This is a genomic window from Modestobacter versicolor (assembly GCF_014195485.1).
Taxonomy (GTDB): domain Bacteria; phylum Actinomycetota; class Actinomycetes; order Mycobacteriales; family Geodermatophilaceae; genus Modestobacter; species Modestobacter versicolor.
In genome coordinates, this window is the sequence record NZ_JACIBU010000001.1 from 2192589 (window position 1) to 2215721 (window position 23133).

At 72.7% G+C, this 23133-nt stretch carries 21 protein-coding genes; 6 read left to right on the top strand and 15 right to left on the bottom strand.

The features are described from left to right. Nucleotides 1-58: 58 nt before the first annotated feature. Nucleotides 59-988 carry an AraC family transcriptional regulator gene (locus tag FHX36_RS10730; protein WP_110554082.1) on the top strand — a complete coding sequence of 310 codons (930 nt, stop codon included), beginning with the start codon at nt 59-61 and terminating at the stop codon, nt 986-988. Here FHX36_RS10730 and dapC read toward each other — a convergent pair. Together dapC and fdxA are read right to left on the bottom strand one after the other, a co-directional pair. Further along, complete coding sequence (gene dapC / locus FHX36_RS10735) at nt 978-2078, bottom strand: succinyldiaminopimelate transaminase (RefSeq protein ID WP_221203534.1); 1101 nt, start codon at nt 2076-2078, stop codon at nt 978-980. The two genes, FHX36_RS10730 and dapC, sit on opposite strands and share 11 nt — an antisense overlap. Then, nucleotides 2075-2401 (bottom strand): ferredoxin, encoded by a 327-nt coding sequence (fdxA, locus tag FHX36_RS22435; RefSeq protein ID WP_091988389.1) that lies wholly within the window; start codon nt 2399-2401, stop codon nt 2075-2077. Before fdxA ends, dapC begins: the two co-directional genes overlap by 4 nt. Before the next feature lie 159 nt (nt 2402-2560). Between fdxA and FHX36_RS10740 the strand changes: the two genes are divergently transcribed. Beyond that, nucleotides 2561-3313 (top strand): GNAT family N-acetyltransferase, encoded by a 753-nt coding sequence (locus FHX36_RS10740; RefSeq protein ID WP_110551047.1) that lies wholly within the window; start codon nt 2561-2563, stop codon nt 3311-3313. Here the strand turns inward: FHX36_RS10740 and FHX36_RS10745 are convergent. The 11 genes from FHX36_RS10745 to FHX36_RS10795 all read right to left on the bottom strand — a co-directional run bounded on the left by FHX36_RS10745 (nt 3270) and on the right by FHX36_RS10795 (nt 17077). After that, the gene (locus FHX36_RS10745) at nt 3270-3686 is read right to left on the bottom strand and encodes a hypothetical protein (RefSeq protein ID WP_110551046.1); all 417 of its coding nucleotides are present in this window, start codon (nt 3684-3686) and stop codon (nt 3270-3272) included. The genes FHX36_RS10740 and FHX36_RS10745 overlap by 44 nt on opposite strands. Beyond that, nucleotides 3683-4579, bottom strand: a complete 897-nt coding sequence (mshB, locus tag FHX36_RS10750; protein ID WP_110551045.1) for an N-acetyl-1-D-myo-inositol-2-amino-2-deoxy-alpha-D-glucopyranoside deacetylase — start codon at nt 4577-4579, stop codon at nt 3683-3685. Before mshB ends, FHX36_RS10745 begins: the two co-directional genes overlap by 4 nt. Before the next feature lie 90 nt (nt 4580-4669). Further along, a complete protein-coding gene (locus FHX36_RS10755) occupies nt 4670-6307 on the bottom strand; it encodes an ABC transporter family substrate-binding protein (RefSeq protein WP_110551044.1) in 1638 nt (545 codons plus the stop codon). Between the two features lie 202 nt (nt 6308-6509). Next, nucleotides 6510-8621, bottom strand: a complete 2112-nt coding sequence (locus FHX36_RS22880; protein WP_110551043.1) for an ABC transporter ATP-binding protein — start codon at nt 8619-8621, stop codon at nt 6510-6512. Then, the gene (locus tag FHX36_RS10765) at nt 8618-9580 is read right to left on the bottom strand and encodes an ABC transporter permease (protein WP_110551042.1); all 963 of its coding nucleotides are present in this window, start codon (nt 9578-9580) and stop codon (nt 8618-8620) included. Before FHX36_RS10765 ends, FHX36_RS22880 begins: the two co-directional genes overlap by 4 nt. Before the next feature lie 14 nt (nt 9581-9594). Then, a complete protein-coding gene (locus FHX36_RS23925; RefSeq protein ID WP_110551041.1) occupies nt 9595-10578 on the bottom strand; it encodes an ABC transporter permease in 984 nt (327 codons plus the stop codon). A gap of 89 nt (nt 10579-10667) precedes the next feature. Next, a complete protein-coding gene (locus tag FHX36_RS10775) occupies nt 10668-11729 on the bottom strand; it encodes an ABC transporter ATP-binding protein (protein WP_110551040.1) in 1062 nt (353 codons plus the stop codon). Continuing rightward, on the bottom strand, nt 11726-13006 hold the full coding sequence (locus FHX36_RS10780) for an ABC transporter ATP-binding protein (RefSeq protein WP_110551039.1): 1281 nt from the start codon (nt 13004-13006) through the stop codon (nt 11726-11728). Before FHX36_RS10780 ends, FHX36_RS10775 begins: the two co-directional genes overlap by 4 nt. An 11-nt stretch (nt 13007-13017) precedes the next feature. Further along, nucleotides 13018-13986: an ABC transporter permease gene (locus FHX36_RS10785; protein WP_110551038.1), complete on the bottom strand. Its 969-nt coding sequence runs from the start codon at nt 13984-13986 to the stop codon at nt 13018-13020. Nucleotides 13987-14020: 34 nt separating this feature from the next. Continuing rightward, nucleotides 14021-15010: an ABC transporter permease gene (locus FHX36_RS10790; RefSeq protein ID WP_110551037.1), complete on the bottom strand. Its 990-nt coding sequence runs from the start codon at nt 15008-15010 to the stop codon at nt 14021-14023. Between the two features lie 330 nt (nt 15011-15340). Beyond that, entirely contained in the window at nt 15341-17077 is a 1737-nt protein-coding gene (locus tag FHX36_RS10795; protein WP_146251528.1) for an ABC transporter family substrate-binding protein, read from the bottom strand. Nucleotides 17078-17463: 386 nt separating this feature from the next. Here FHX36_RS10795 and FHX36_RS10800 point away from each other — a divergent pair, with 386 nt between their 5' ends. The 3 genes from FHX36_RS10800 to FHX36_RS10810 all read left to right on the top strand — a co-directional run bounded on the left by FHX36_RS10800 (nt 17464) and on the right by FHX36_RS10810 (nt 20608). After that, nucleotides 17464-17634: a CsbD family protein gene (locus tag FHX36_RS10800; protein WP_110551035.1), complete on the top strand. Its 171-nt coding sequence runs from the start codon at nt 17464-17466 to the stop codon at nt 17632-17634. A 161-nt stretch (nt 17635-17795) separates the two neighbouring features. Beyond that, nucleotides 17796-19253, top strand: a complete 1458-nt coding sequence (locus tag FHX36_RS10805; protein WP_343056594.1) for a TldD/PmbA family protein — start codon at nt 17796-17798, stop codon at nt 19251-19253. Beyond that, nucleotides 19250-20608: a TldD/PmbA family protein gene (locus FHX36_RS10810; RefSeq protein WP_110551033.1), complete on the top strand. Its 1359-nt coding sequence runs from the start codon at nt 19250-19252 to the stop codon at nt 20606-20608. The genes FHX36_RS10805 and FHX36_RS10810 overlap by 4 nt, the downstream gene beginning before the upstream one ends. Nucleotides 20609-20672: 64 nt before the next feature. On the opposite strand, the gene FHX36_RS23930 is transcribed toward FHX36_RS10810, so the two are convergent. Both FHX36_RS23930 and FHX36_RS10820 read right to left on the bottom strand, forming a co-directional pair. Beyond that, nucleotides 20673-21572, bottom strand: a complete 900-nt coding sequence (locus tag FHX36_RS23930) for an endonuclease domain-containing protein (protein WP_110551032.1) — start codon at nt 21570-21572, stop codon at nt 20673-20675. 96 nt (nt 21573-21668) lie between these two features. Continuing rightward, complete coding sequence (locus tag FHX36_RS10820) at nt 21669-22433, bottom strand: (deoxy)nucleoside triphosphate pyrophosphohydrolase (protein ID WP_110551050.1); 765 nt, start codon at nt 22431-22433, stop codon at nt 21669-21671. Nucleotides 22434-22460: 27 nt separating this feature from the next. On the opposite strand from FHX36_RS10820, the gene FHX36_RS10825 reads away from it, so the two are divergent. After that, the gene (locus tag FHX36_RS10825; protein WP_221202855.1) at nt 22461-22943 is read left to right on the top strand and encodes an RrF2 family transcriptional regulator; all 483 of its coding nucleotides are present in this window, start codon (nt 22461-22463) and stop codon (nt 22941-22943) included. Nucleotides 22944-23133: the final 190 nt, after the last annotated feature.

Here is a 23133-nt window from a genome sequence, read left to right on the forward strand (position 1 = left end):
TGAGACGGGCCATCGCCGAGACACCCGAACGCATGCGCGAGCGTCTAGCGTGCCCCGCGTGGACGCCGTCGCCGCACTCCTCAACGGCCCGCGCGCCAGCGGGGCCTTCCTGCTCCGCTCGGTGCTGCGCGCGCCGTGGTCGATGCGGATCGCCGACCGGGCACCGCTCACCGTGCTGGCCGTGCTGCGCGGCTCCGCCTGGGTGCTGCTGGCCGACGGTCGCAGCGAGCAGCTCGGCACGGGTGCGGTGGCCCTGCTCCGCGGGCCGGAGCCGTACACGGTCGCCGACGACCCGGGCACGGCGCCGCAGGTGGCGATCGGTCCCGGCCAGGTGTGCACGCCGCTGGGCAGCCCGGCGATGGCCGGGCTGGGCACCCGGAGCTGGGGCAACGACCCGGACGGGGAGACCGTGCTGGTCACCGGCACCTACACCGCTCCCGGCGCCGTCGGCGAGCGCCTGGTGCGGGCACTGCCCCCGCTGGTGGTCGTGCCGCCCGACGACGGCGCCGGCGCGGTCACCGGCCTGCTGGCCACCGAGATGGGCCGGGACGCCCCGGGCCAGGAGGCGGTGCTGGACCGGCTGCTGGACGTGACCCTGGTCAGCGCGCTGCGCAGCTGGGCGGCGCGGCCCGGCGCCGGGGCGCCCGGGTGGTACCTCGCGCACGGCGACCCGGTCGTCGGCCCGGCGCTGCGGCTGGTGCACGAGCGCCCCGCCGAGCCCTGGACGGTCGGCTCGCTGGCGGACGCGGTCGGGGTGTCGCGGGCCACGCTCGCCCGGCGGTTCACCGAGCTGGTGGGCGAGCCGCCGATGAGCTACCTGACCGGCTGGCGGATCGCGCTCGCCGCCGACCTGCTCGCCGACCCGGCGCTCACCGTCTCCGGCATCGCCCGCCGGGTCGGCTACGCCAGCCCCTTCGCGCTGAGCACCGCCTTCAAGCGGGTCACCGGCGTCAGCCCGGCGACCCACCGCAGGTCGGTCAGCGCGTGAGGCGCCCCACGGCGGCGTCGATCCGCTCGTCGCTGGCGGTCAGCGCCATCCGCACGTGCCGGCTGCCCGCCGGGCCGTAGAAGGTGCCCGGTGCGGCCACGATGCCCAGGCCGGCGAGCCAGTCGATCGTCGTCCAGCAGTCCTCGTCGCGGCTGACCCACAGGTAGAGGCCGGCCTCGGAGTGGTCGATCCGCGCTCCCGCGGCCCGCACGGCGGCGGCCAGCCGGTCACGGCGCAGCCGGTAGCGCTCACGCTGCACGGCCACGTGGTCGTCGTCGGCGAGCGCCGCGGCCATCGCCGCCTGCACCGGGGTGGGCACCAGCAGCCCGAGGTGCCGGCGCACCTCCCACACCCGGCGGACCAGCGCGGGGTCGCCGGACAGCAGGCCGGCGCGGTAGCCGGCGGCCGTGGACTGCTTGGACAGCGAGTGCACCGCGAGCAGGCCGGTGTGGTCGGAGCCGGCGACGTCGGGGTGCAGCAGCGAGCGCGGGACGACGTCCCAGCCGAGCTCGACGTAGCACTCGTCGGCGACCACCGGGACACCGTGGGCGCGCCCCCAGGTGACCCAGGCCCGCAGCTCGGCGTCGGTGAGCACCCGGCCGTGCGGGTTGCCCGGGGAGTTCAGCCACACCAGGACGGCGTCGCCCGGGTCGGCCGGCGGGGTGTCGGTGCGCAGCACCCGCAGCCCGGCGACGACCGCCCCCACCTCGTAGGTCGGGTAGGCGACCTCCGGGATCAGCACCGTGCCCGAGCCGGACAGCCCCAGCAGCGTCGGCAGCAGCGCCACCAGCTCCTTGGAGCCGACGGTCGGGATCACCGACGGGTCGGCGCCGAACGGGTCGGCCAGCTGCACGCCGAGCCGGCGGGACAGCCAGCTCGCGGCCGCCCGCCGGACGTCGGCGGTGCCCAGCGCGGTGGGGTAGCCCGGGGCGTTGCCGGCCGCGGCCAGCGCCTCCCCGAGCAGCGCCGGCGTCGGGTCGACCGGGGTGCCGATCGAGAGGTCGACGACGCCGCCGGGGTGCTCAGCGGCGCGACCGCGCGCCGCGGACAGCGAGTCCCAGGGGAAGTCCGGCAGCCGGACCGTGCTCAGTGCCCCTCGCCCTGCGGCGGGAGGGCGGCGACCAGCGGGTGGTCCTTGTGGATCTTGCCGGTCTTGGCGGCGCCGCCGGGGCTGCCCAGGTCGGAGAAGAACTCCACGTTGGCGTTGTAGAAGTCCTTCCACTTGTCCGGGACGTCGTCCTCGTAGTAGATGGCCTCCACCGGGCAGACCGGCTCGCAGGCACCGCAGTCGACGCACTCGTCGGGGTGGATGTAGAGCATCCGGTCGCCCTCGTAGATGCAGTCCACCGGACACTCGTCGATGCACGCCTTGTCGAGGACGTCGACGCAGGCCTGGGTGATGACGTAGGTCACGGGGTTCCTCCGGGAGCGAGTTCCCTGGCTGGCCAGGGGTGCGTTCGATCTTCCCCAGTATCACCCGAGGCCCCGCCGGTCAGCGCGACGGGTGGGCGGGACACGACCCGATCGGGGGCCGGTGGTCGGCCGCCGGGGCCGCCGTCGCAGGATCGGTGCATGGGACAGAAGCGCTCGCCGCTGGGTGTCGAGGAGCTCGAGCGGGTGGCGGCCCGCGGCTGGCGGGCGCTGGAGGAGGGCGCGCTGGGCGACTGGCTGCTCCGGGCCGGGGGCGGTTTCACCGGCCGGGCCAACTCGGTGCTGGTGGTCGGCGACCCGGGGGTGCCGCTGCCGGCGGCCGTCGACGCCGTCACCCGGTGGTACACCGAGCGGGGCCTGCGGCCGTGCGCGCAGCTGCCCGGCGTGCAGTCCCGGGCCGCCGGCGCGGCGTTCGCCGCCGCCGGCTGGGCGCGCGACGAGGACGTGCTGGTGCTCACCGCGCCGCTGGCGACCGCGCCGGAGCCCGGGGTCCCGGTGGAGCTGGCCGCGGTCCCGGACGAGGCGTGGCTGACCGGCTACCGGTACCGCGGGGGTCCGCTGCCGCCGGTGGCCGAGCAGGTGCTCACCAGCGCCGAGGACGCCGTCTTCGCCTCCGTGCGGCTGGACCCCTCCCCCGCGCCGCTGGCAGCCGTGGCCCGGGGCGTGCTCACCGACGGCTGGCTGGGCGTCACCGCGGTCACCGTGGCCGAGGAGCACCGGCGCCGCGGCCTGGCCACCGCGGTGATGGCCGCGCTGCAGCGCTGGGCCGCCGAGCGCGGCGCGCACTCGGTGTACCTGCAGGTGGTGGCCGGCAACGCGCCGGCCCGGGCGCTCTACCGGCGGGCGGGCTTCATCGAGCACCACCGCTACCACTACCGGCGTCCGCCGGCCTGACCGTCGGGGTGCCCAGCGCCCGGCCGACGGCGAACGCCGCCGCGACCACGCCGAGCAGCAGGAACCCCAGGTTCAGCGTCGAGGTGACGGCGTCGCCACCGGGCAGCAGCAGGTCGCCCTCCGGACGGCGCATCGAGGCGGCCACCGCCACGACCACCCACACCACCGCGGGCAGCACGGCGACCGCCTTCGATCCGGACAGCCGCCGGGCCCACTCGACGAGCAGCACGTTGCCGACGACGGCGGTTAGCAGCGAGACCGGCACCGGCACGCCGCCCACCCGCCAGGGCACCCAGAACACCTCGACCAGCGCCAGCCAGGCGGCCACCAGCACGGTGAGCACCGCCCAGCCGGCCAGCTGCAGCGCCCTCACCCGGGGAGCCCGGCGAACAGGTCGTCCTCCCAGCCCTGCGGCCCGGCTCCGGCCGGCCCCCGGGTGCCGCGCACCAGGCGGTAGTACTCGGTGCCCAGCACCTCCTGGCCCAGGTTGTTCGACAGCGCGAAGAACGGGCCGTCGACGGTCATCTGGGTGGGGTGGGCGCGCATCGCGGCGTCCTTGGCGGCGGCGTACGGCCGGCCGTCGACCTCGGTGGTGATCACGTCGTCGGCGACGGCGAACGGGACGTCGTCCAGGTCGCCCAGCCCCTCGAACGGCGAGGCCTCGCCCAGCGCGGCCATCGCGTCGATGCCGGCCTGCAGGACCGACCGCGGCATCGCGCACCAGTAGACCTTCGCGACGTCCCAGGCGGCGCCGAGGTCGGGGCGGTGGCCGGGGTCGGCCGCGGCCTCGACGGCCGCCATGGCGACCCGGTGCGCCTGGATGTGGTCCGGGTGGCCGTAGCCGCCGAACTCGTCGTAGGTGACCAGCACCTGCGGCCGCACCTCGCGGACGACGGCGACCGCGTGCGCCACCGCCTCGGTGAGATCGGCCCGCCAGAAGGCACGCGGCTTGTCGTTGGCGGGGGTGTCCATCATCCCGGAGTCGCGATACCGGCCGGCCCCGCCGAGGAAGCGCCAGTCGGTGACCCCGAGGGCGCTCATCGCCGCGGCCAGCTCGCCGATCCGGTAGCCGCCGAGCTGGTCGGCCTGGTCGGCGGCGAGCTGGGCCAGCTCGGGCACCAGCACCTCGCCCTCCTCGCCCAGCGTGCAGGTGAGCAGGGTGACCGAGGCCCCCTCGGCGACGTAGCGGGCCATCGTGGCGCCGCAGTTGATCGTCTCGTCGTCGGGGTGGGCGTGCACCAGCAGCAGCCGTCGATCGGAGGTCACCCGCAGATCTTCCCGGATCGCCGGAGACGCGGAACGGGGGGTCGGCCCGTTGGCCGACCCCCCGCTCCGTGGACTGCTGGTGCTACCAGGTCACTCGGTGAAGCCGATGTCCTGGTACTTCACCGAGGCGAACCCGAAGGCACCGAAGTTCGCCAGCTTCTCGTTCGCACCGATCAGGTCGGGGCGCTGGTAGAGGGTCAGCGAGTGCACCTCTTCCCAGATCAGGGCGTCGATCTCGTTGGCGGTCTCGCGGGCCGCCTCCGGGTCGAGCTCCTGGTTGACCTGGGTGTACAGGTCGTCGATCTCCTGCGAGCCGATCCGGGCGTAGTTCTGCTGGATGTCCTCGCCCTGCGGCTGCTCGTAGATCGAGGACGTCGAGCTGATCGGGAACTGGGTGCCCAGCCACGCGAAGACGGTGAAGTCGAAGTCACCGGTGTTCACGTACTGCTCGAAGAAGTCGCCGGAGGGGACGGTCTCGATCTCGACCCGGGCGCCGACCTGCTCCAGCATGCCCTGGATCAGCTGCGACTCCTGGGCGCTGGAGGCCACACCCGACGGGATCACCATGCGGACGACCAGCTCCTGGCCGTCCTTGGTGCGCGTCGCGTCGCCCTCGCGGGTCCAGCCGGCCTCGTCGAGCTGCGCGTTCGCGCCCTCGACGTCGACGCTCTCCAGGTCACCGGCGTTGCTCTGGTAGCCCTCCTGGTTGGACATGAAGATGTGGTTGTCCAGCTTCTGGGCGTTGCCGCCCAGCGGGCCGAGCAGCGCGTCGGCGATGGCCTGCCGGTCGATCGCCTTGGCCAGCGCCTGGCGGACGTTGACGTCGGAGAGCACCGGCGAGGTGCCGTTGATGGTGAGGTGCCGGAAGTTCGGCCCACCCGCACGGCGGATCTCCACGCCCGGGGTCGAGGACGCCCGCTGGTAGGTGTTCACGTCCGAGGAGATGTCCACGAAGTCGATCTCACCGTTGGCCAGCGCGTCGGCCTGGGCGTCGATGCTGATGACCCGGTAGATGATCCGGTCCAGCAGCGGCGCGTCGCCCCACCAGTCGGGGTTCGGCTCGAGGGTGATGGTCTGCGCCGTCCGGTCGATGCCCTCGAGCTGGAACGGGCCGGCGGTGACCTGCGGCTGCTCGGTCCAGCCGGTGTTGAACACGTTCGGGTCGGAGTTCGTCGACGCCGGGTACAGCGGGCTGAACAGCGCCTGCCAGTCGGCGTACGGCTGCGCGAAGGTGACGACGGCCTGCTTCTCGTCCTCGCCCTGCTCGACGGAGGCGATCTCCTCGTAACCGGTGGTCGAGGAGACGTTGTACTCGGTGTTGCTGCCGTTGAGCGCCTGCCACTGGGCGGCCATGTCCGCCACGGTGATCGGCGTCCCGTCGGACCAGGTGGCGTCCGGGTTGATCGTGTAGGTGATCGTCTGCGGGTCCTCGGACGTCAGCTCGATGCTGGTGAAGTAGTCCTCGTTCACCGTGGGGCTGGCGTCGGCGGCGAAGTCGTACGCCGCGGGCATCAGGGCCTCGATGACGTCGGCGTTGTCGGCCAGCGTGCCGTCGAGCTGGTGGTAGTTGAAGTTCGGCGGCAGCTCGCTCAGCGCCCAGCGGAGGTCGCCGCCCGGGGTCAGCTCGTCGCGGTCGACGGGGTTGAGGTCGTTCTCGGTGGCCGACTGCGGCTCACCACCACCCGAGCCGCCACCGGAGTCCGAGTTGCCACCACCGCAGCCGGACACGACGAGGGCGACTGCGGTGACTGCGGCAGCCGCGCTCAGTGAGCGAAGTCGTCTCAAGGGTTCACTCCGTAGGGGTGTAGGGCGGCCGCTCACCGGTCAGCGAACGGTCCGTGTCCCAGGGATGTACGTGAGGTTATGCAGCACGGCTAAAGATCGGATCACGCGCGGGTAACGATCGGCCACCGTCCGCAACCCCCTCTGGTCAGGAGGGGACGACGTGCCGTTCCTGGGCCCAGTGGCAGGCCGCCTGCAGCCCCGGGACGTGCTCCTCGAGCCGCGGGTCCAGGTCGATGCACTTCTGCTGCCGCGCCGGGTCGAGCTCGGCGAACAGCGGGCACCGCGACCGGAAGTGGCAGCCCGAGGGCAGGTTGGCCGGGTCGGGCAGGTCGCCGCGGACCAGGATCCGCTGGCGCTGCCGCTCGGCCACCGGGTCCGGGATCGGCACGGCCGACAGCAGCGCCTGGGTGTAGGGGTGCGTCGGGCGCTCGAAGACGTCGTCGGCCTCCCCCACCTCGACCAGCCGGCCCAGGTACATGACCGCCACCCGGTCGGCGATGTGCCGGACCACCGACAGGTCGTGCGCCACGAAGAGGTACGCCAGGCCCAGCCGGACCTTCAGCTCCTCCAGCAGGTTCAGCACGCCGGCCTGGATGGAGACGTCCAGCGCGGAGACCGGCTCGTCGAGCACCAGCAGCTTCGGCTCCAGGGCGAGCGCCCGGGCGATGCCGATCCGCTGGCGCTGACCGCCGGAGAAGTCCGCCGGGTAGCGGTTGGCGTGCTCGGGCGCGAGGCCGACCAGCTCCAGCAGCTCGCTGACCCGGTCCCGGCGCGCCTGCTCCTCGACCCCGAAGGCCCGCAGCGGCTCGTCGATGATGTCGCCGACGGGCAGCCGGGGGTCCAGCGAGGACAGCGGGTCCTGGAAGACCACCTGGATGTCGCGGCGGAGCTCCTTGCGCTGCTTGCGCCCCAGCGAGCCGACGTCCTTGCCGTGCACGGTGATCGAGCCCTCGGCCGGCGCCTCCAGGCTGAGCACCTGCATGATCGTCGTCGTCTTGCCCGAGCCGGACTCCCCGACCAGGCCCAGCGCCTCGCCCTCGCGGATGTCGAAGGTGACGCCGTCGACCGCGCTGACCGACCCGATCTTGCGCCGCATCACCACGCCCTTGGTGATGTCGAAGCGCTTGGTGAGGTCGCGGACCTCCAGCACGACCGGCCGGTCGGTGCGCTGCCGCACCGACCGCGCCTCGGGGAGCTGCGGGACCGGGAACACCGGGACGCCGTCGATCAGCCCGTGGTCGATCTCGGCGGCCCGGTGGCAGGCGGCCGCCGAGCCGCTGGCGGTCGGGATCAGCTCCGGCTCGATCTCCCGGCAGACCGGCAGGACGACGGGGCAGCGGCTGCTGAACGGGCAGCCCGGCGGGAGCTTGCTGACGTTGGGCGGCGAGCCCTCGATCGGGGTCAGCGCCTGGCCGGGCCGGTCCAGCCGCGGCACGGAGCCGAGCAGGCCGATCGTGTAGGGCATCCGCGGGTCGGCGTAGACCGGGCCGACCGCGCCGCGCTCGACCGCCTTGCCCGCGTACATGACGACGACCCGGTCGGCGATCCCGGCGACCACGCCGAGGTCGTGGGTGATCATCACCGTCGCGGCGTTGGTCAGCTGCCGCGCGGTCTCCAGCAGCTCGAGGACCTGGGCCTGGATGGTGACGTCCAGGGCGGTCGTCGGCTCGTCGGCGATGAGCACGTCGGGGTCGTTGGCGATCGCCATCGCGATCATCACCCGCTGGCGCATGCCACCGGAGAACTCGTGCGGGAACGCCTTGGCCCGCTGGGTGGCGTTGGGGATGCCGACGGCGTCCAGCAGCTCGACGGCGCGCGCACCGGCCGGCCCGGCCGCGAGGCCCTGGTGGATGCGGATGGTCTCGGCGATCTGGTCCCCGACGGTGTAGACGGGGGTCAGCGCGGACAGCGGATCCTGGAAGACCATCGCGATCTTGTTGCCGCGGATCCTCGCCAGCTCCCGGTCGGAGCGGCCCAGCAGCTCCTCGCCGTGCAGCCGCACGCTGCCGGTGACCCGCGCGGAGTCCGGCAGCAGGCCCATGACCGCCAGCGAGGAGACCGACTTGCCCGAGCCGGACTCGCCCACGATGCCCAGCACCTCGCCGGGGGCGAGGTCGTAGCTCACGCCGCGCACGGCCGGGACCGGGCCGTCCTCCCCGCCGGGGAAGACGACCGTCAGGTCGCGCACCGACAGCAGCGGTGCGGTGGGGTTCGCCGGGCGGCTGCCGGCGGTGGTGGAGATGTCGAACGAGCTCACTTGCTGCTCCCTGCCCGGCTGGAAGAGGGGTCGAGGGCGTCCCGCAGCCCGTCACCGACCACGCTGACCGCCAGGGTCGTCGCGACCAGCAGGCCACCGGCGAACATGAACAGCCACGGGAAGGTGAAGGCCGAGGCGGTGCCCGCGGCGATGAGGTTGCCCAGCGAGACGTCCGGCGGCTGGATGCCGAAGCCGAAGTAGGACAGCCCCGACTCGGCGATGATCGCGCTGGCCACGGCGATGGTCGCGTCGATGATCAGCAGCGAGGACATGTTCGGGATCAGGTGCCGGAAGATGATGCCGGCCGAGGAGACCCCGGAGAACTTGGCCGCCAGGACGAACTCGCGCTCCTTCAGGCTCAGCGTCATGCCGCGGATGATCCGGGCGGTGATCATCCAGGCGAAGACGGCGATGAGGAAGACCAGCACGATCCAGCCGGCGTCGCGGAAGGCCGGGCTGATGATCGCCACGATGAGGAACGACGGGATGACCAGCAGCAGGTCGACCATCCACATCAGCACCCGGTCGACCCACCCGCCGAAGTAGCCGGCGCAGGCGCCGACGACGGCGGCCAGGCCGGTGGAGATCAGCGCGACCAGCAGGCCGATCAGCAGCGACTTCTGCAGCCCGCGCATGGTCTGGGCGAACACGTCCTGGCCGATCTGGGTGGTGCCGAACCAGTGGCTGCCCGAGGGCGGCTGGAGGAACGCCGAGTAGTCCTGGTCGGTGTAGGTCCACCCGGTGATCGCCTTGTAGACGACCGGGCCGAGGAAGGCCAGCAGGAACATCAGCACCAGCACGGTGAGCCCGGCCATCGCGGCCTTGTTCCGGCGCACCCGGCGCAGCACCAGGCTGCGGCGGCCGCGCACCACGACGGCGCTGGGCGCCTTCTGCCCGGGCTCGCCGGAGACGGCGACGTCGTCGGCGACGACGAGCGGGTCGGCAGGGAGAGATGACATCTGGACCCCTCGCGTCAGACCCGCACGCGCGGGTCGAGGACGGCGTAGATGACGTCGGACAGGAAGCCGGAGATCAGGATGAACACGGCGGTGAACAACGTGACGGTGGCGACCACGTTGATGTCGTTGCGGGTGATCGAGTCGACGACCCACTCGCCCATGCCGTGCCAGCCGAAGATCTTCTCGGTGAAGGTGGCGCCGACGGCCAGGGTCCCGAAGGAGTAGGCCAGCAGCGTCGCCATCGGGATGAGCGCCGTCCGGAGCCCGTGCTTGTACAGCGCCTTGCGCCGGGTGAGCCCCTTGGCCTCCGCCGTCCGCAGGAAGTCGCTGTTCATCACGTCGAGCATCGCGTTGCGCTGGTAGCGGGAGAAGAAGGCGATCTGGCCCAGCGCGATCGACAGGGTGGGCAGGATCAGGTGCCCGATCTGGTCGGTGAGGTGGCCGAAGAAGCCGGCCTCCAGCCCCGGTGTCTCGTAGCCGGTGTAGTACAGCAGCGTCGAGCCGGCGGCGTTGTTCACCGACAGGGCGCCGTACTTCAGCAGCACGGCGGTGAAGAAGACCGGCGTCGCGATGAAGAAGAAGGCGTAGGCGGTGATCAGCCGGTCGGTGGGCCGGTACTTCTTGATCGCGCTCACCACCCCGGCCAGCACGCCGACGACCGCGCCGATGATCGACCCGACGATCAGCAGCCGCAGGCTGACCAGCGCCCGCGAGCCGAGCTCGTCGTTGATGTCACCGCCGGTGACGGTCTGGCCGAAGTCACCGTGCAGCAGCACCCCGCCGATCCAGTCGGCGTACCGGCCCAGCAGCGGGTCCTGGTCGTTGATGCCGTACTCGGTGAGCTGCTGGTCCACCACCGCGGCCGGCGGAGGGGGGTTGCGCCCCTCGTAGGCCGACCGCGGGTTGAGCACGAGCGACGCGACGATGTAGGCCAGGGTCGTCGCGACGACGACCAGCACCAGGTAGTTGGCCAGGCGCTTCAGCAGGAAACGACCCACGGTGGTCCACCTCTGCTCGGTGTCGGGACGGCATGCTGACGCCGGAGCGAGCGGGGCCGTACGGGTGGTGGTGCGAGGGCGGGCCGGTCTCAGAGGACCGGCATCGCCTCCGCGTAGTGGCAGGCGTTGAGGTGCCCGGCTCCGCGGTCGGCGAGGACCGGGTCGTCGGTCATGCACTTCTCCCGCTGCCCGTCGGTGAGGACGTTGGCGAACTTCTGGCAGCGTGTGCGGAACCGGCAGCCCGAGGGCGGGTTCGCGGGGCTGGGCACGTCTCCGGAGATGATGATGCGCTGCCTCGCGCGCTCGCGCCGCGGGTCCGGGAGTGGGATGGCCGACAGCAGCGCCTGGGTGTACGGGTGCGCCGGGCGGTCGAACAGCTCGTCGCGCTCGGCGATCTCGATGATCCGGCCCAGGTACATGACCGCGACCCGGTCGGAGATGTGCCGGACGACCGACAGGTCGTGGGCGATGAACAGGTAGCTCAGGCCGAGGGAGTTCTTCAGGTCCTCGAGCAGGTTGATGACGCCGGCCTGGATCGACACGTCCAGCGCGGACACCGGCTCGTCGAGCACCAGCACCTTGGGCTGCAGGGCCAGCGCGCGGGCGATGCCGATGCGCTGCCGCTGCCCGCCGGAGAACTCGGCCGGGTAGCGGTTGGTGTGCTCGGGGTTGAGCCCGACGGTCTCGACCAGCTCGCGGACCCGGGCGCGCAGCTCCTCGTTGTCCTTCGTCAGCCCGTGGATCACCAGCGGCTCGGCGACGATGTCGAACACCGGCAGCCGCGGGTTGAGCGAGGCGTAGGGGTCCTGGAAGACCAGCTGGATGTCCCGGCGCAGCGGGCGCATCTGCTTGCGGTTGAGCCCGACGATCTCCCGGCCCTGGAAGACGACCGACCCGCCGGTGGCCGGCTGCAGGTTGAGGATCGCCCGGCCGGTCGTGGACTTGCCGCAGCCGGACTCGCCGACCAGCCCGAGCACCTCGCCCGGGTAGAGGTCCAGGTCCACCCCGTCGACCGCCCGGACGGCGCCGACGGTCCGCTTGACCAGCCCCCCGCCCTTGATAGGGAAGTGCTTCTCCAGACCGCGGACGCTCAGGATCGGCTCGCCGCGCTGCGCGGCGCCGCCGGTGCGCTCGGTGGTGGGAGCGCTCATGCCCGGTCTCCGTCCGTGGGGTCGCGATGGGTGCTGAGGATGCTGCCGGTGTCGCGCTGGGCACCGGTGACCGGCTCGGTCTGGTCCGGCGGCGGGGCGTCGGCGGCGGTGGCGTCACCGGCGCCCTCGCCCAGCGCCAGGTCGGCCGGGAGGGCCTCCCCGGCCAGCACGGCGTCGGTCGCGGTCTCGCTGAACACCTCGGCCGCGTGCCCGTGGGCCCGCTCGACCTGCTCGGTGCGGATGCACGCGGCGTCGTGGCCGGGCCCGACCGTGAACAGCGGCGGCTCGGCCGCGTCGCACTCGGCGATGTGCAGCGGGCAGCGTGGCGCGAACGGGCAGCCCGGCGGCATGTTGACCAGCGAGGGCGGCGAGCCGGTGATGGGGGTGAGCCGCTCGCGGGTCGGGGCGTCCAGCCGCGGCAGCGAGCCGAGCAGGCCGAGCGTGTAGGGCATCCGCGGCTCGTAGTAGATGTCCTCGACGCTGCCGATCTCCACCGGCCGGCCGGCGTACATGACCAGCACCCGGTCGGCGATGCCGGCGACGACGCCGAGGTCGTGGGTGATCATCACCATCGCGGCGCCGGTCTCGGACAGCGCCGTCTGCAGCACCTCGAGGATCTGCGCCTGCACGGTGACGTCGAGGGCGGTCGTCGGCTCGTCGGCGATGATCACCTCGGGCTGGTTGGCCATCGCGATGGCGATGACGACGCGCTGCCGCATGCCGCCGGAGAACTCGTGCGGGTAGGAGTGCACCCGCTCGACGGCGTTCGGGATGCCGACCAGCTCCAGCAGCTCGACCGCGCGGGCCTCGGCGGCCTTGGACGACAGCTGCTTGTCGTGGATGCGCAGCGTCTCCTCGATCTGCGCGCCGACCTTGTAGACGGGGTCCAGCGAGGTCATCGGGTCCTGGAAGATCATCGACACGCCCTTGCCGCGGATCCGCGACATGCTGCGGTCGTTCTGCCCGAGCAGCTCCTGGCCGCGGTACTTGACCGAGCCGGTGACCCGGGCGTTGCTGGGCAGCAGGCCCATCACGGCCAGCGAGGTGACCGACTTGCCGGAACCGGACTCGCCGACGATGCCGAGCACCTCGCCCGAGCGCAGCGTGTAGTCGACGCCGCGGACGGCGTGCACCAGCCCGTCCTCGGTCGGGAAGCGGACGTTGAGGTCGGTGACCTGCAGCAGCGGCGCCGAGGCGTCGAAGCCGGGGAGGCTCTGCGTGCGGCCCCGGCTCAGCGTGCCGGAGGAGGACACGGCGGTGGCGCCGTTCGTGGACATGACGTTGCCTCTCAGGCCCGCACGCGGCGGTTGCTCGGGTCGAACGCATCGCGGATCCCGTCGCCGATCAGGTTGATCGACAGCACGATGACCAGCAGGACGATGCCGGGGAAGTAGAAGAGCCAGGGGCGGGTGCTCGCGGCCTGGACGCCGTCGGAGACCAGCCGGCCCAGCGAGGTCTCGTTGGTGCCGTTGACGCCGAAGCCCAGGTAGGTCAGCGAGGCCTCGAGGATGATCGCGTTGGCCGCGGCCAGCGTCGTCCAGACGATGAGCGAGCCCAGGGCGTTCGGGATCAGGTGCTTGAAGATGATCCGCGAGTTCGAGGCACCCAGCGAGTGCGCCGCCTCCACGTACTCCTTCTCGCGCAGCGACAGGAACTGGCTGCGCACGATCCGCGCCAGGTCCAGCCAGCCGAACAGGCCCAGGATGATGCCGACGCCCAGCGGGGTGCGGGAGCCGGGGAAGTTGCTGGCCACGACGATCAGCACGACCAGCAGCGGCACGGTCAGGATGAGGTCGACCAGGCGCATCAGCACGCTGTCGACCCACTTGCCGAAGTAGCCGGCCAGCGCGCCGACCAGCAGGCCCAGCGGCAGGGCGATGGCGATGAACAGCGCCACGATGAACAGCGACCGCTGGACGCCGGACATCAGCCCGGCCAGCAGGTCGCGGCCGATCGCGTCGCTGCCCAGCAGGTAGCCCTGGTTGCCCGGGGACACCGACTGCGCGCTGGAGTCCAGGTCGGAGTAGCTCTTGCCGTCCAGCAGCGGGCCGATGAAGCCGAAGACCAGCAGCGCGACGAAGATGACCAGGCCGGTCATCCCGACCTTGTTGTGCAGGAAGCGCCGGACGATCTGCTGCCGCTGGCTGCGGGCCTTGACGGTGAACTCGCGCTCGACGCCGCCGCTGCCCTGAGGGGTGCCCGGCACGGCCGGCTGGACCCCGCCGGCGGTGCCGGTGGTCGCCTGGGTGGTGGCCATGGTGGTGGTCCTTCTCTCTACGGGGAGCGGCCGCTCAGGACAGCCGGATCCGCGGGTCGAGGACCGCGTACAGGATGTCGGCGACGAGGTTGAAGAGGACGACGAAGACCGCGCTGACCAGCAGCCAGCCGAGCACCACGTTCACGTCCTGCTGACCGATGCCGTTCTCCAGCAGGTACTCGCCCATGCCGTGCCAGACGAAGACGGTCTCGGTGATGACCGCACCACCGAAGAGCGTGCCGATGCCCAGCGCGACGACGGTGGTCAGCGGGATCAGCGCGTTGCGCAGCCCGTGCTTGAGGACGGTGCGCCGGTAGGTGAGGCCCTTGGCCCGCGCCAGCCGCATGTAGTCCGACCCCAGCACGTCGAGCATCGAGGCGCGCTGGAACCGGCTCCAGGCCGCGAAGGACAGCAGCGCCAGGCTGACCGTGGGCAGCACGAGGTGCCCCAGCCGGTCCGACCACAGCTCCCAGCCGCCGGCGTACAGCGACAGGCCGGGGGTCTCCTCACCGATGGTGTAGAGCACCTGGCTGCCCAGCAGGTCGTTGATGCCGCCCGCCACGAACTCCTTCAGCAGCGCGGCGAACCAGAAGGTCGGCAGCGCGATCAGGATGTAGGCGATGAAGGTGAAGGTGTAGTCCGAGGGCTTGTACTGCCGCACCGCGCCGATCACGCCGACGATGACCGCCAGCAGCACCGCGATCACGATCGCCGCGAGGATCATCCGGCCGGTCACCATGAGGCGGCCGGGGAGCTGGTCGGCCACCGGGGTGCCGTCGACGGTCACGCCGAAGTCGCCGTGCAGGACGCCGGTCAGCCAGTTCCAGTAGCGGACGAGGAACGGGTCGTTGAGCCCGAACCGCTCGCGCAGCTGGTCGAAGAACTCCTGCGGCGGCCGGGGGTTGCGGCTGTAGTACTGGGCCAGCGGGTCGAAGCTCGCCGCGCAGAGCGCGAAGACCAGGAACGAGCTGACGACCAACACGAGGACCGACGCCAGGACGCGCCGGATCGTGAAGAAGAACATGCGGTGACCTTACGCCGACAGCGGAAGTCGTCCGGGTGGAACGACCAGTGCAGCGAGTTCTCCTGCGGGCCCCGCAGGGCCTGTCTCGCGGGCCCGCCGGAGGGGGCCGGGTGGGGGTGGCGACGGTGCGCACGGGAGCGTCACCGGGACGACACAGCGGTGTCACGTCGTCGCCGGACACAGCACGGCCCCCGGGGTGCTCCCAGGGGCCGTGGCTGCCGGGGCCGGCGCCGCCGGAGCGGCACCGGGCCGGTGTGCAGGTGGTGCCCCGCCGTACCGGGCAGGTGCCCGGTACGGCGGGTCGAGCTCAGTGCCGGAGGACCCGGCAGGTCACTGCTGGAGCGACCAGGTGGAGGCGTTCCAGAGCGGCCCGGCCTGCGTCGGGTTGTCCTCAGCGCCCTCGATCGTGCTGCTGTAGGCGATGAAGGTCGGCTTCTGGTACAGCGGCAGCGTGGCCATCTGGTCCCAGAGCAGCCGGTCGATCTCGTTGCCGGTGTCGGCGATCTCGCTGTCCTCGGTGAGGGTCAGCCACTCCGCGAACAGGGCGTCGATCTCCGGGGTGCCGATGCGGGCGTAGTTCTGCCCGATCGCGTCACCCTGCGGCGCCAGGTAGATCGGCGGGGTGCCCGAGATGAACGGGCTGCCGACCCAGGCGAAGAGGGCGACCTGGAAGCCCCCGGCCTCGAGGGAGGTCGGCTTGTCCGCACCGGCGAAGATGTCCGGGTTGGCGTTGAAGCTGGCCTCGATGCCGGCTTCCTTCAGCTGCGGGATCATGACGTTGATCGTCTGCTCGCGCAGCGGGTTGTTCGCCGTGGTGTCGATGCGCAGCGAGAGCCGCTGGCCGCCCTTGGCGTAGACGCCGTCCGAGCCGAGCGCCCAGCCGGCCTCCTCGAGGAGGGCCTTGGCACCCGCGACGTCAGCGCTCTTGTACTGCTCCGGGGCGGTGTCCTCGTACTGCGGCTGGGTGTTGAGCCAGATGCGGTTGTCGAGGACCTGCGCGTCGGAGGAGAACTGGCCGACGGTCTGGTCGACGATCTCCTGGCGGTCCAGCGCCATCGCGAACGCCTGGCGGACGCGGACGTCGGACAGCAGCGGGTCGGTGGTGTTGAAGTCCACGTGCTCGAAGCTCAGGCCGAAGTTCACGTCGCTGACGACGTTGGGCTCCAGGTCGGCGATCTGGTCGACCAGGTCCAGCTGCGGCTGCGGGTAGATCATGTTCAGCTCGCCGCTGGACAGACCCTGGACGGCGGTCGTCGGGTCGTTGCCGATGCCCTGGATGACCAGCTGCTCCAGCTTCGGCTTCTCGCCCCAGTAGTTCTCGTTCGGGGTGAGGACGACGATCTGCTGACCGTTGTTGATGTTCTCCTTCTTCAGCTGCCAGGGGCCGCCGGAGATGTCGCTGGGGATGCCCTCGGCGATCGGCCAGCCGGTGGTGATGGCCTCGCAGTTGGCGGCCGGGTCGCCCTTGTCCATGACGTGCGACGGGAAGACCGGGTTGTTGGAGCCGGAGAACAGCGCCTTCCAGTCGGCGAACGGGGTGCCGAGGGTGACGGTGACGGTCTTGCCGTCGTCCGCGCCCTCGACCCCGGTGACCTGGTCGTAGCCGGTGGTGCTGAGCAGCGAGGCGCAGCCGCCCTCGGCCGGGTCGGAGGACTTCTGCAGGTTCCAGCTGAACTCGAAGTCGTCAGCGGTGATCGGCTCGCCGTCGCTCCAGACCGCGTCCGGGTTGATCTTGTACGTGACGGTCTGGGTCTCGCCGGTGACCTCGGAGGTGGGCTCCTCGGTGAGCAGCTCGTCGTTGTACTCGAGGCTGAGGTCGGGCTGGACCAGGTAGGCCTGCGGGAAGAGCTGCGCCTCGATGTTGGCCACCGAGGTCGCGTTGCCCGCCGCGATGAGGGGCATCAGGTTCTCGGGCCAGTCGGTGGACTCGCCGTAGACGACGCGGCCTGAACCGCCGCCCGAGGCCTCGTCGTCGCCGCTGTCGCTGCCGCCGCCGCACGCCGTCAGTGCCATCGCACCGGTGACCCCGGTGGCGATGAGCACTGCGCTGCGCTTGCTCAACTTCACGTTCGAATGCCTCCTCGACCCGCGCGAGCGGGGGGAAAGTTCTCGTCTGACCGCCCCGGGATCGCCGGGCGGGCTGGCTGGCCTGCGTGAACGCGCCTTGTCCGGCAGCTGTCGGGACGCTGTCGGACAGGGTGCGACGGGCAGACCCTAGGCAGGACCCCGAGAGGCAGTCCACGGCCGTCATCATTTTGTGACCTGGGCTCAGAACCGCCTGATGACGCCCGAAACACGTCCGCAACGACGGGGCCTTGACGGCAACATTTCCGGTGTACCGACGGGTAGGCGGGAACAGTTGACCGGGCCGCGAGAACCCGGCGCCCGGATGGGTGTGCCCTGCCCCACCCCGGGTACCCCTCCCCCGAAGACGACGGACCGAGGAGGCCCACATGAGCGGTATGGACAAGCTCCAGAACAAGGCCCAGGAACTCGCCGGACAGGGCAAGGAGGCCGCAGGCAAGGCCACCGACGACAAGGACCTGCAGGCCGAGGGCCACAAGGACCAGGCCGCCGGGAACGCCAAGCAGGCCGGCGAGAAGGTCAAGGACATCTTCAAGTGACACCGCGCGGTGCGTGAGCACCGCGGTCGAGAGCGCCGCCCCCGCCTGCCGGGGGCGGCGCTCTCGTGCGTCCGGCCTCTTGTGACCACCTCCCGCGAGGCGCAGGATGCTGAGCATGGCTAATGACTGGGGCACTCCCCGTGGCTGATGCGCCCACCACCGTGGGCAGCACAGCCTTCGACGCCGCGGCCACCGCGGTCGAGGCGGCCCTCGCCGCCGGCGCCCGCTACGCCGACGCCCGGCTGGTCGACCGGCGGTACGAGTCGATGACCGCGCGCGACGGCGACGTCCGGGCGCTGAGCCAGACCACCGCCGCCGGGCTGGGCGTGCGCGCGCTGGTCGGCTCGTCCTGGGGCTTCGCCGCCCTCGGGGACCCGGCCGGCGACGCCGAGGCCCGCCGCACCGGTGCCCGGGCCACCGCGATCGCCCGGGCGTCCACCGCCGTCCCCGGCCCGCCGGTCGACCTGGTCGCCGTCCCCGCGGTGCAGGGCGGCTGGTCCAGCGAGTGCCTCGAGGACCCGTTCGCCGTCCCGCTGGCGGAGAAGGGCGACCTGCTCACCGGCGTCACCGCCACGATGCGGGCCGCCGGGGTCGCCGTCGCCGAGGCCTCGTCGCAGGCCTGGGACACCCGCACCGCGTTCGTCTCCAGCGAGGGTGCCCGGATCGGGCAGCACGTCGTCGAGTGCGGCGCGGGCATGCACTGCCTCACCGTGGGGGACGGCGAGACCCAGCGCCGCTCCTACCCCGCCTTCCGCGGCCAGTTCGGCACCCGGGGCTGGGAGCTGGTCCGGTCGCTGGACCTGCCCGGGCACGCCGAGCGGATCGCCGCCGAGGCCCAGGCGCTGCTGACCGCCCCGGCCTGCCCGTCGGAGGAGACGACCCTGCTGCTCGGCGGGGAGCAGATGTCGCTGCAGGTCCACGAGTCGGTCGGGCACGCCATCGAGCTGGACCGGATCCTCGGCTGGGAGGCCGCCTTCGCCGGCACCTCGTGGCTGGACCTGGACCAGCTCGGGTCGCTGCGCTTCGGCTCCGAGCTGATGAACATCACCATCGACCCGACCATCCCCGGCGCGCTCGGCTCGTTCGGCTACGACGACGAGGGCTCCCCGGCGGTCGCCCGCGACGCGGTGCGCGAGGGCATCTGGGTCGGCGTGCTGGCCGGCCGCGACTCCGCCGCCGTCGCCGGGCTCGACTACGCGGGCTCCGTGCGGGCCGACGGGTTCGCCCGGCTGCCCATGGTGCGGATGACCAACGTCGGGCTCGAGCCCGGGCCGCACACCCTGGAGGAGATGATCGCCGCCACCGACGACGGGGTGCTGATGGAGCACAACCGCTCCTGGTCCATCGACGACCGGCGGCTGAACTTCCAGTTCGGCTGCGAGATCGGCTGGGAGGTCAAGAACGGGCGCCGCGGCCGGATGCTGCGCAACCCCTCCTACACCGGCATCGGCCCGCGGTTCTGGTCGTCGCTGGACATGCTCGCCGGCCGGGACCCCGGCGAGTGGCGGGCGTGGGGCACACCGAACTGCGGCAAGGGCCAGCCCGGGCAGGTGGGGCACACCGGCCACGGCACCGCGCCGGCCCGGTTCTCCGGCGTCCGGGTGGGGGTGCGGGGATGAGCGACGCCCTCGACTCCCTCGTGTCGGCGGTGCTCGACCAGGTGCGCCGGCAGGCCGGTGCGGACGCCGCGGCCACGGTGCGCGCGGAGTCCACCGCGCTCGCGCTCACCCGGTTCGCCGCCTCCGCCGTGCACCAGAACGTGGCCGACGAGCGGGCGACGGTGCACCTGCAGCTGACCGTGGACGGCGGCCGGACGGCGAGCGCCTCGACCACCCGCGGCGACTCGGTCCCGGACCTGGTGGCCGCGACGCTGGCCGCGGCCCGGCTGCTCCCCCGCGACCCCTCCTGGCCCGGGCTGGGCACCCCCGCGCCGCTGCTGACCGCCGGCAACCCCGACCCGCCGACCGCGGAGGCCACCCCCGCCGAGCGGGCCGCCGCCGTCGCGGCGTTCGTCGAGGCCGCCGGCGGGCTGAGCACCGCCGGCTACGTGCAGACCTCGTCGATCACCGCCGTCCTGGCCGACACCGCCGGGCAGCACGTCCGGGGCGCGGCCACCTCCGCCGCGTGCGACGGCATCGCCCGGCTCTCCGGCGCCGACGGGGTGGCCCGGTCGGCGTCCCGCCGCTTCGCCGACCTGGACTGCGGGGCCCTCGGCGCCCGCGCGGCGGCGAAGGCCCGGGCCGGCGTGGACGCCGCACCGGTCGCGCCGGGCGGGTACCCCGTGGTGCTCGAACCGGCCGCGGTCAGCGACCTGGTCGCCGGGCTGGCGTCGGGCCAGTTCAACGGCAAGGCGGTCGTCGACGGCACCTCCGGGATCCGGCTGGGCGAGCAGCAGTTCGACCCCGCCGTCACCCTCGTCGACGACCCGGTGGGCCCGGACGCCACCGGGCTGCCGTTCGACAGCGAGGGCACGCCGGGCCGCCGCACCGAGCTGGTGCGCGACGGGGTGCCGGTCGGGCTGACCACCGACCGGCGGGTGGCCGCCGCGCTGGGCAGCCCGTCGACCGGGCACGCCTCCGACGTCTCGGCGACGTGGGGCCCGATCGCCGGCGACCCCGCCCTGGCGCCCGGGTCCGGCGGCACGGTCGAGGAGCTGGTGGCCGGCCTGGACCGCGGCCTGCTGGTGAGCGACCTCTGGTACACCCGCGTCGTCGACCCCAAGCGCTCGGTGTGGACCGGGCTGACCCGCAACGGCGTGTGGCTGGTCGAGGACGGGCAGGTGGTCGCGCCGGTGAGCACGCTGCGCTTCACCCAGTCCTACCTGGAGGCGCTGGCACCGGGGTCGGTGACCGTCGGCTCGGTCGTCGACCCGCAGCCGGCGCGGCTGACCATGGGCTACGCGGGCACCAACCGCTTCGCCGTCCCGGCGCTGCGGCTGGCGAGCTGGAACATCACCGGCAACGCCGCCGGCTGACCCTCACATGCCGCACTTTCGCGCGAACGAGTACGCGCGGTTTCGCGCGAACAAGTACGGCGGCTCAGTCGAGGACACCGGCATCGACGAGGGCCTCCCGAATGCGGACGACCACGGCGTCCAGGTCCCGGAGGTCAGCCGAACCCAGCCGGATGACCCGCCAGCCGGCTGTCGTCAGCCGGGCGTAGCGCTCGTCGTCCCTGACGATCTGCAGCCCCTCGAAGTGGTGCGCACCTTCGTACTCGACGACCAACTTCGCCTCGGGCCACGCGAGGTCCACCTGGCCGAGGAAACGGCCGTCGTCGTGGACGGCGTACTGCGGGACGGGGTGCGGCAGGCCGGCCAGGTGACAGGCGACCCGCACGCGTGACTCGGGCGGGCTCATCGCCCGGCCGTCCACGAGCGGTACCAACGACCCCGCCCGCCGGCTCCCCCACCGGCCGCGACGTCGGAGGAATTCCGACGCCAGCACCGCTTCGGTTAGACCGTGCTGCCGCTCCCGCCCGTCTCGGACCATGCCGTCGAGCAGGGCCACCGCCGCTGCGGTGGGTTCGAGCGTGGCGATGTCCCACGCCGTGCGTGCGGCTGTCGTGACGCGCAGCCCGTCCTCGGTCGTCCACGCCTCGTCCGGTCGGAGATCGGTCCGGTGCACCTGCACGCCGCTGGGCCCCTGCCACCGGCATCGATGCGGGACGACGACCACCACCGGCTCGGCGGCCAAGCTGAAGGGCGCACCGAACCAGGCAGCCGCCGAACGCCCGCCCAGCGCGGCGTCAGCCGGCATCAGCAGTGCAGCAGCCCGGGCTTTGAGCTCGTGGTCGTGGCGGCGTCCGGGGTCGGCGTAGACGTTCCGCAGCACGCGCCGGTAGCCGCCTGACTCGAGTTGCCGTTTGGTCAGCAGCCCCTCGGCCACGGCGTGGGAGCCGATGAAGAGGCCTCCGAGGAACTGGCGGGACGGCGTCACGGCCGCAGCGTGGCGCAGACGGCCCCGACCGCGCGCCCGTCGTCCACAGGCCGTACTTGATCGCGCGAAACCGCGCGTGGGAGCTGGAGAGGAGGGTCAGAGGTGGGTGAGGAGGGCGCGGACGGCGGGGAGGAGAGGGCGGTCGGCCGCGATCCAGTCCAGGTCCTCGAGCTCGTCGGCGCGCAGCCAGCGCAGCTCGGTGTGCTCGTGGGCGACCAGCTCGCCGCCGGTGATCCGCCCCCACCACAGCCGCATCGTCGAGGCCCCGGGGGTGCCGCCGGCCACGACGCCGTCCAGCGGCACCTCGCCCAGGAACGACTCGGGCCGCACCTGGACGCCGAGCTCCTCGGCGCACTCGCGCACCAGCGCCGACAGGTCGGCCTCCCCCGGCTCGACCTTGCCGCCGGGGAACTCCCACAGCCCGGCGAGCGACCCCGAGCCGCGCTGGGCCACCAGCACCCGGGCCCGGTCGTCGACCAGCGCTGCCCCCACCACCTGGACGACCTCCAGCGCCCGGCGGGCGGCGGCCGCGGAGTAGGCGTCGAGGTGGGCCTGCATCGCCCGGACGACGCGGCCGCGCAGCACCGCCCGGTCGAGCAGAACACCCAGCACGCCGGGCAGCCGGGGCTCCCACGAGACCTGCTCGTCGACGCGGGTGCCGGCGCTGGTGGCGGTGAAGTGGCGGGTGTGGGTCAGCGTCGGCCGGCCGCTGCGGGGTGCTGCCTGGTAGACGTCGCGGTACGGCCGCTCGGACTCCACCTCGCGCAGCGGCTGCGGCCAGGGGCGGCCCAGCGAGCGCGCGACGTCGAAGGCGACGGTGAGCGGAGCCTCCACCAACGTGGTGAAGCGCAGCTGGATCACGCGGTTCAGCTTCGCAGACACGGCAGGATGGCCTCCGTGCGCATCTCAGCCCGGGTCGACTACGCAGTGCGGGCGGCCGTCGAGCTGGCCGCCGTCGCCCCCGACTCGTTGACCTCCGACAAGATCGCGCAGGCGCAGGGGATCCCGGCCCGCTTCCTGCAGGCCATCCTCGGCGACCTGCAGCACGCCCGGCTGGTCACCAGCCAGCGCGGCCGCGAGGGCGGCTACCGGCTGGCCCTGCCGCCGTCAGAGGTGTCGATCGCCCGGGTCATGCGGGTCGAGCAGGGCTTCCTCGCCGAGGTGCACGGGCAGCGGCCCGAGGACGTCGAGTACCCCGGCGCCGCGGCACCGCTCGCGCAGGTCTGGGTCGCCGCCCGCGAGGCCTACCGCCGGGTGCTGGAGAACGTCACGCTCGCCGACGTCGTGGCCGGGACGATGCCCCCGCAGGTCGCGGAGATGATCGAGCTGGAGAGCGCCTGGCGTTCCTTCAGCAGCGTCGACACCGACTGAGCGGCTCGCATCCGGACGCGGTGTGGGACGATCGGGGAGTGACGGACTGCGGCGCTCTCCTCGTGGCGCGCCTGCACGTCGACCTGGCGCGGGTCTCCAGCGCCGCGTGTCGCGCTCAGCGCTGACCCCCGGCCCCCGCTCCCCTCGCAGCCACGCAGCGCTGCACCCAGCCCCGGCCGCGTCGCGCACG

What these genes read in the sequence shown, in the direction of transcription:
- FHX36_RS10740 (WP_110551047.1), top strand. Translation starts at nt 2,561, where the DNA reads ATGGGACAGAAGCGCTCGCCGCTGGGTGTCGAGGAGCTCGAGCGGGTG.
- FHX36_RS10765 (WP_110551042.1), bottom strand. Translation starts at nt 9,580, where the DNA reads ATGTCATCTCTCCCTGCCGACCCGCTCGTCGTCGCCGACGACGTCGCC.
- FHX36_RS10775 (WP_110551040.1), bottom strand. Translation starts at nt 11,729, where the DNA reads ATGAGCGCTCCCACCACCGAGCGCACCGGCGGCGCCGCGCAGCGCGGC.
- FHX36_RS10780 (WP_110551039.1), bottom strand. Translation starts at nt 13,006, where the DNA reads ATGTCCACGAACGGCGCCACCGCCGTGTCCTCCTCCGGCACGCTGAGC.
- FHX36_RS10785 (WP_110551038.1), bottom strand. Translation starts at nt 13,986, where the DNA reads ATGGCCACCACCCAGGCGACCACCGGCACCGCCGGCGGGGTCCAGCCG.
- FHX36_RS10790 (WP_110551037.1), bottom strand. Translation starts at nt 15,010, where the DNA reads ATGTTCTTCTTCACGATCCGGCGCGTCCTGGCGTCGGTCCTCGTGTTG.
- FHX36_RS10800 (WP_110551035.1), top strand. Translation starts at nt 17,464, where the DNA reads ATGAGCGGTATGGACAAGCTCCAGAACAAGGCCCAGGAACTCGCCGGA.
- FHX36_RS10810 (WP_110551033.1), top strand. Translation starts at nt 19,250, where the DNA reads ATGAGCGACGCCCTCGACTCCCTCGTGTCGGCGGTGCTCGACCAGGTG.
- FHX36_RS10825 (WP_221202855.1), top strand. Translation starts at nt 22,461, where the DNA reads ATGGCCTCCGTGCGCATCTCAGCCCGGGTCGACTACGCAGTGCGGGCG.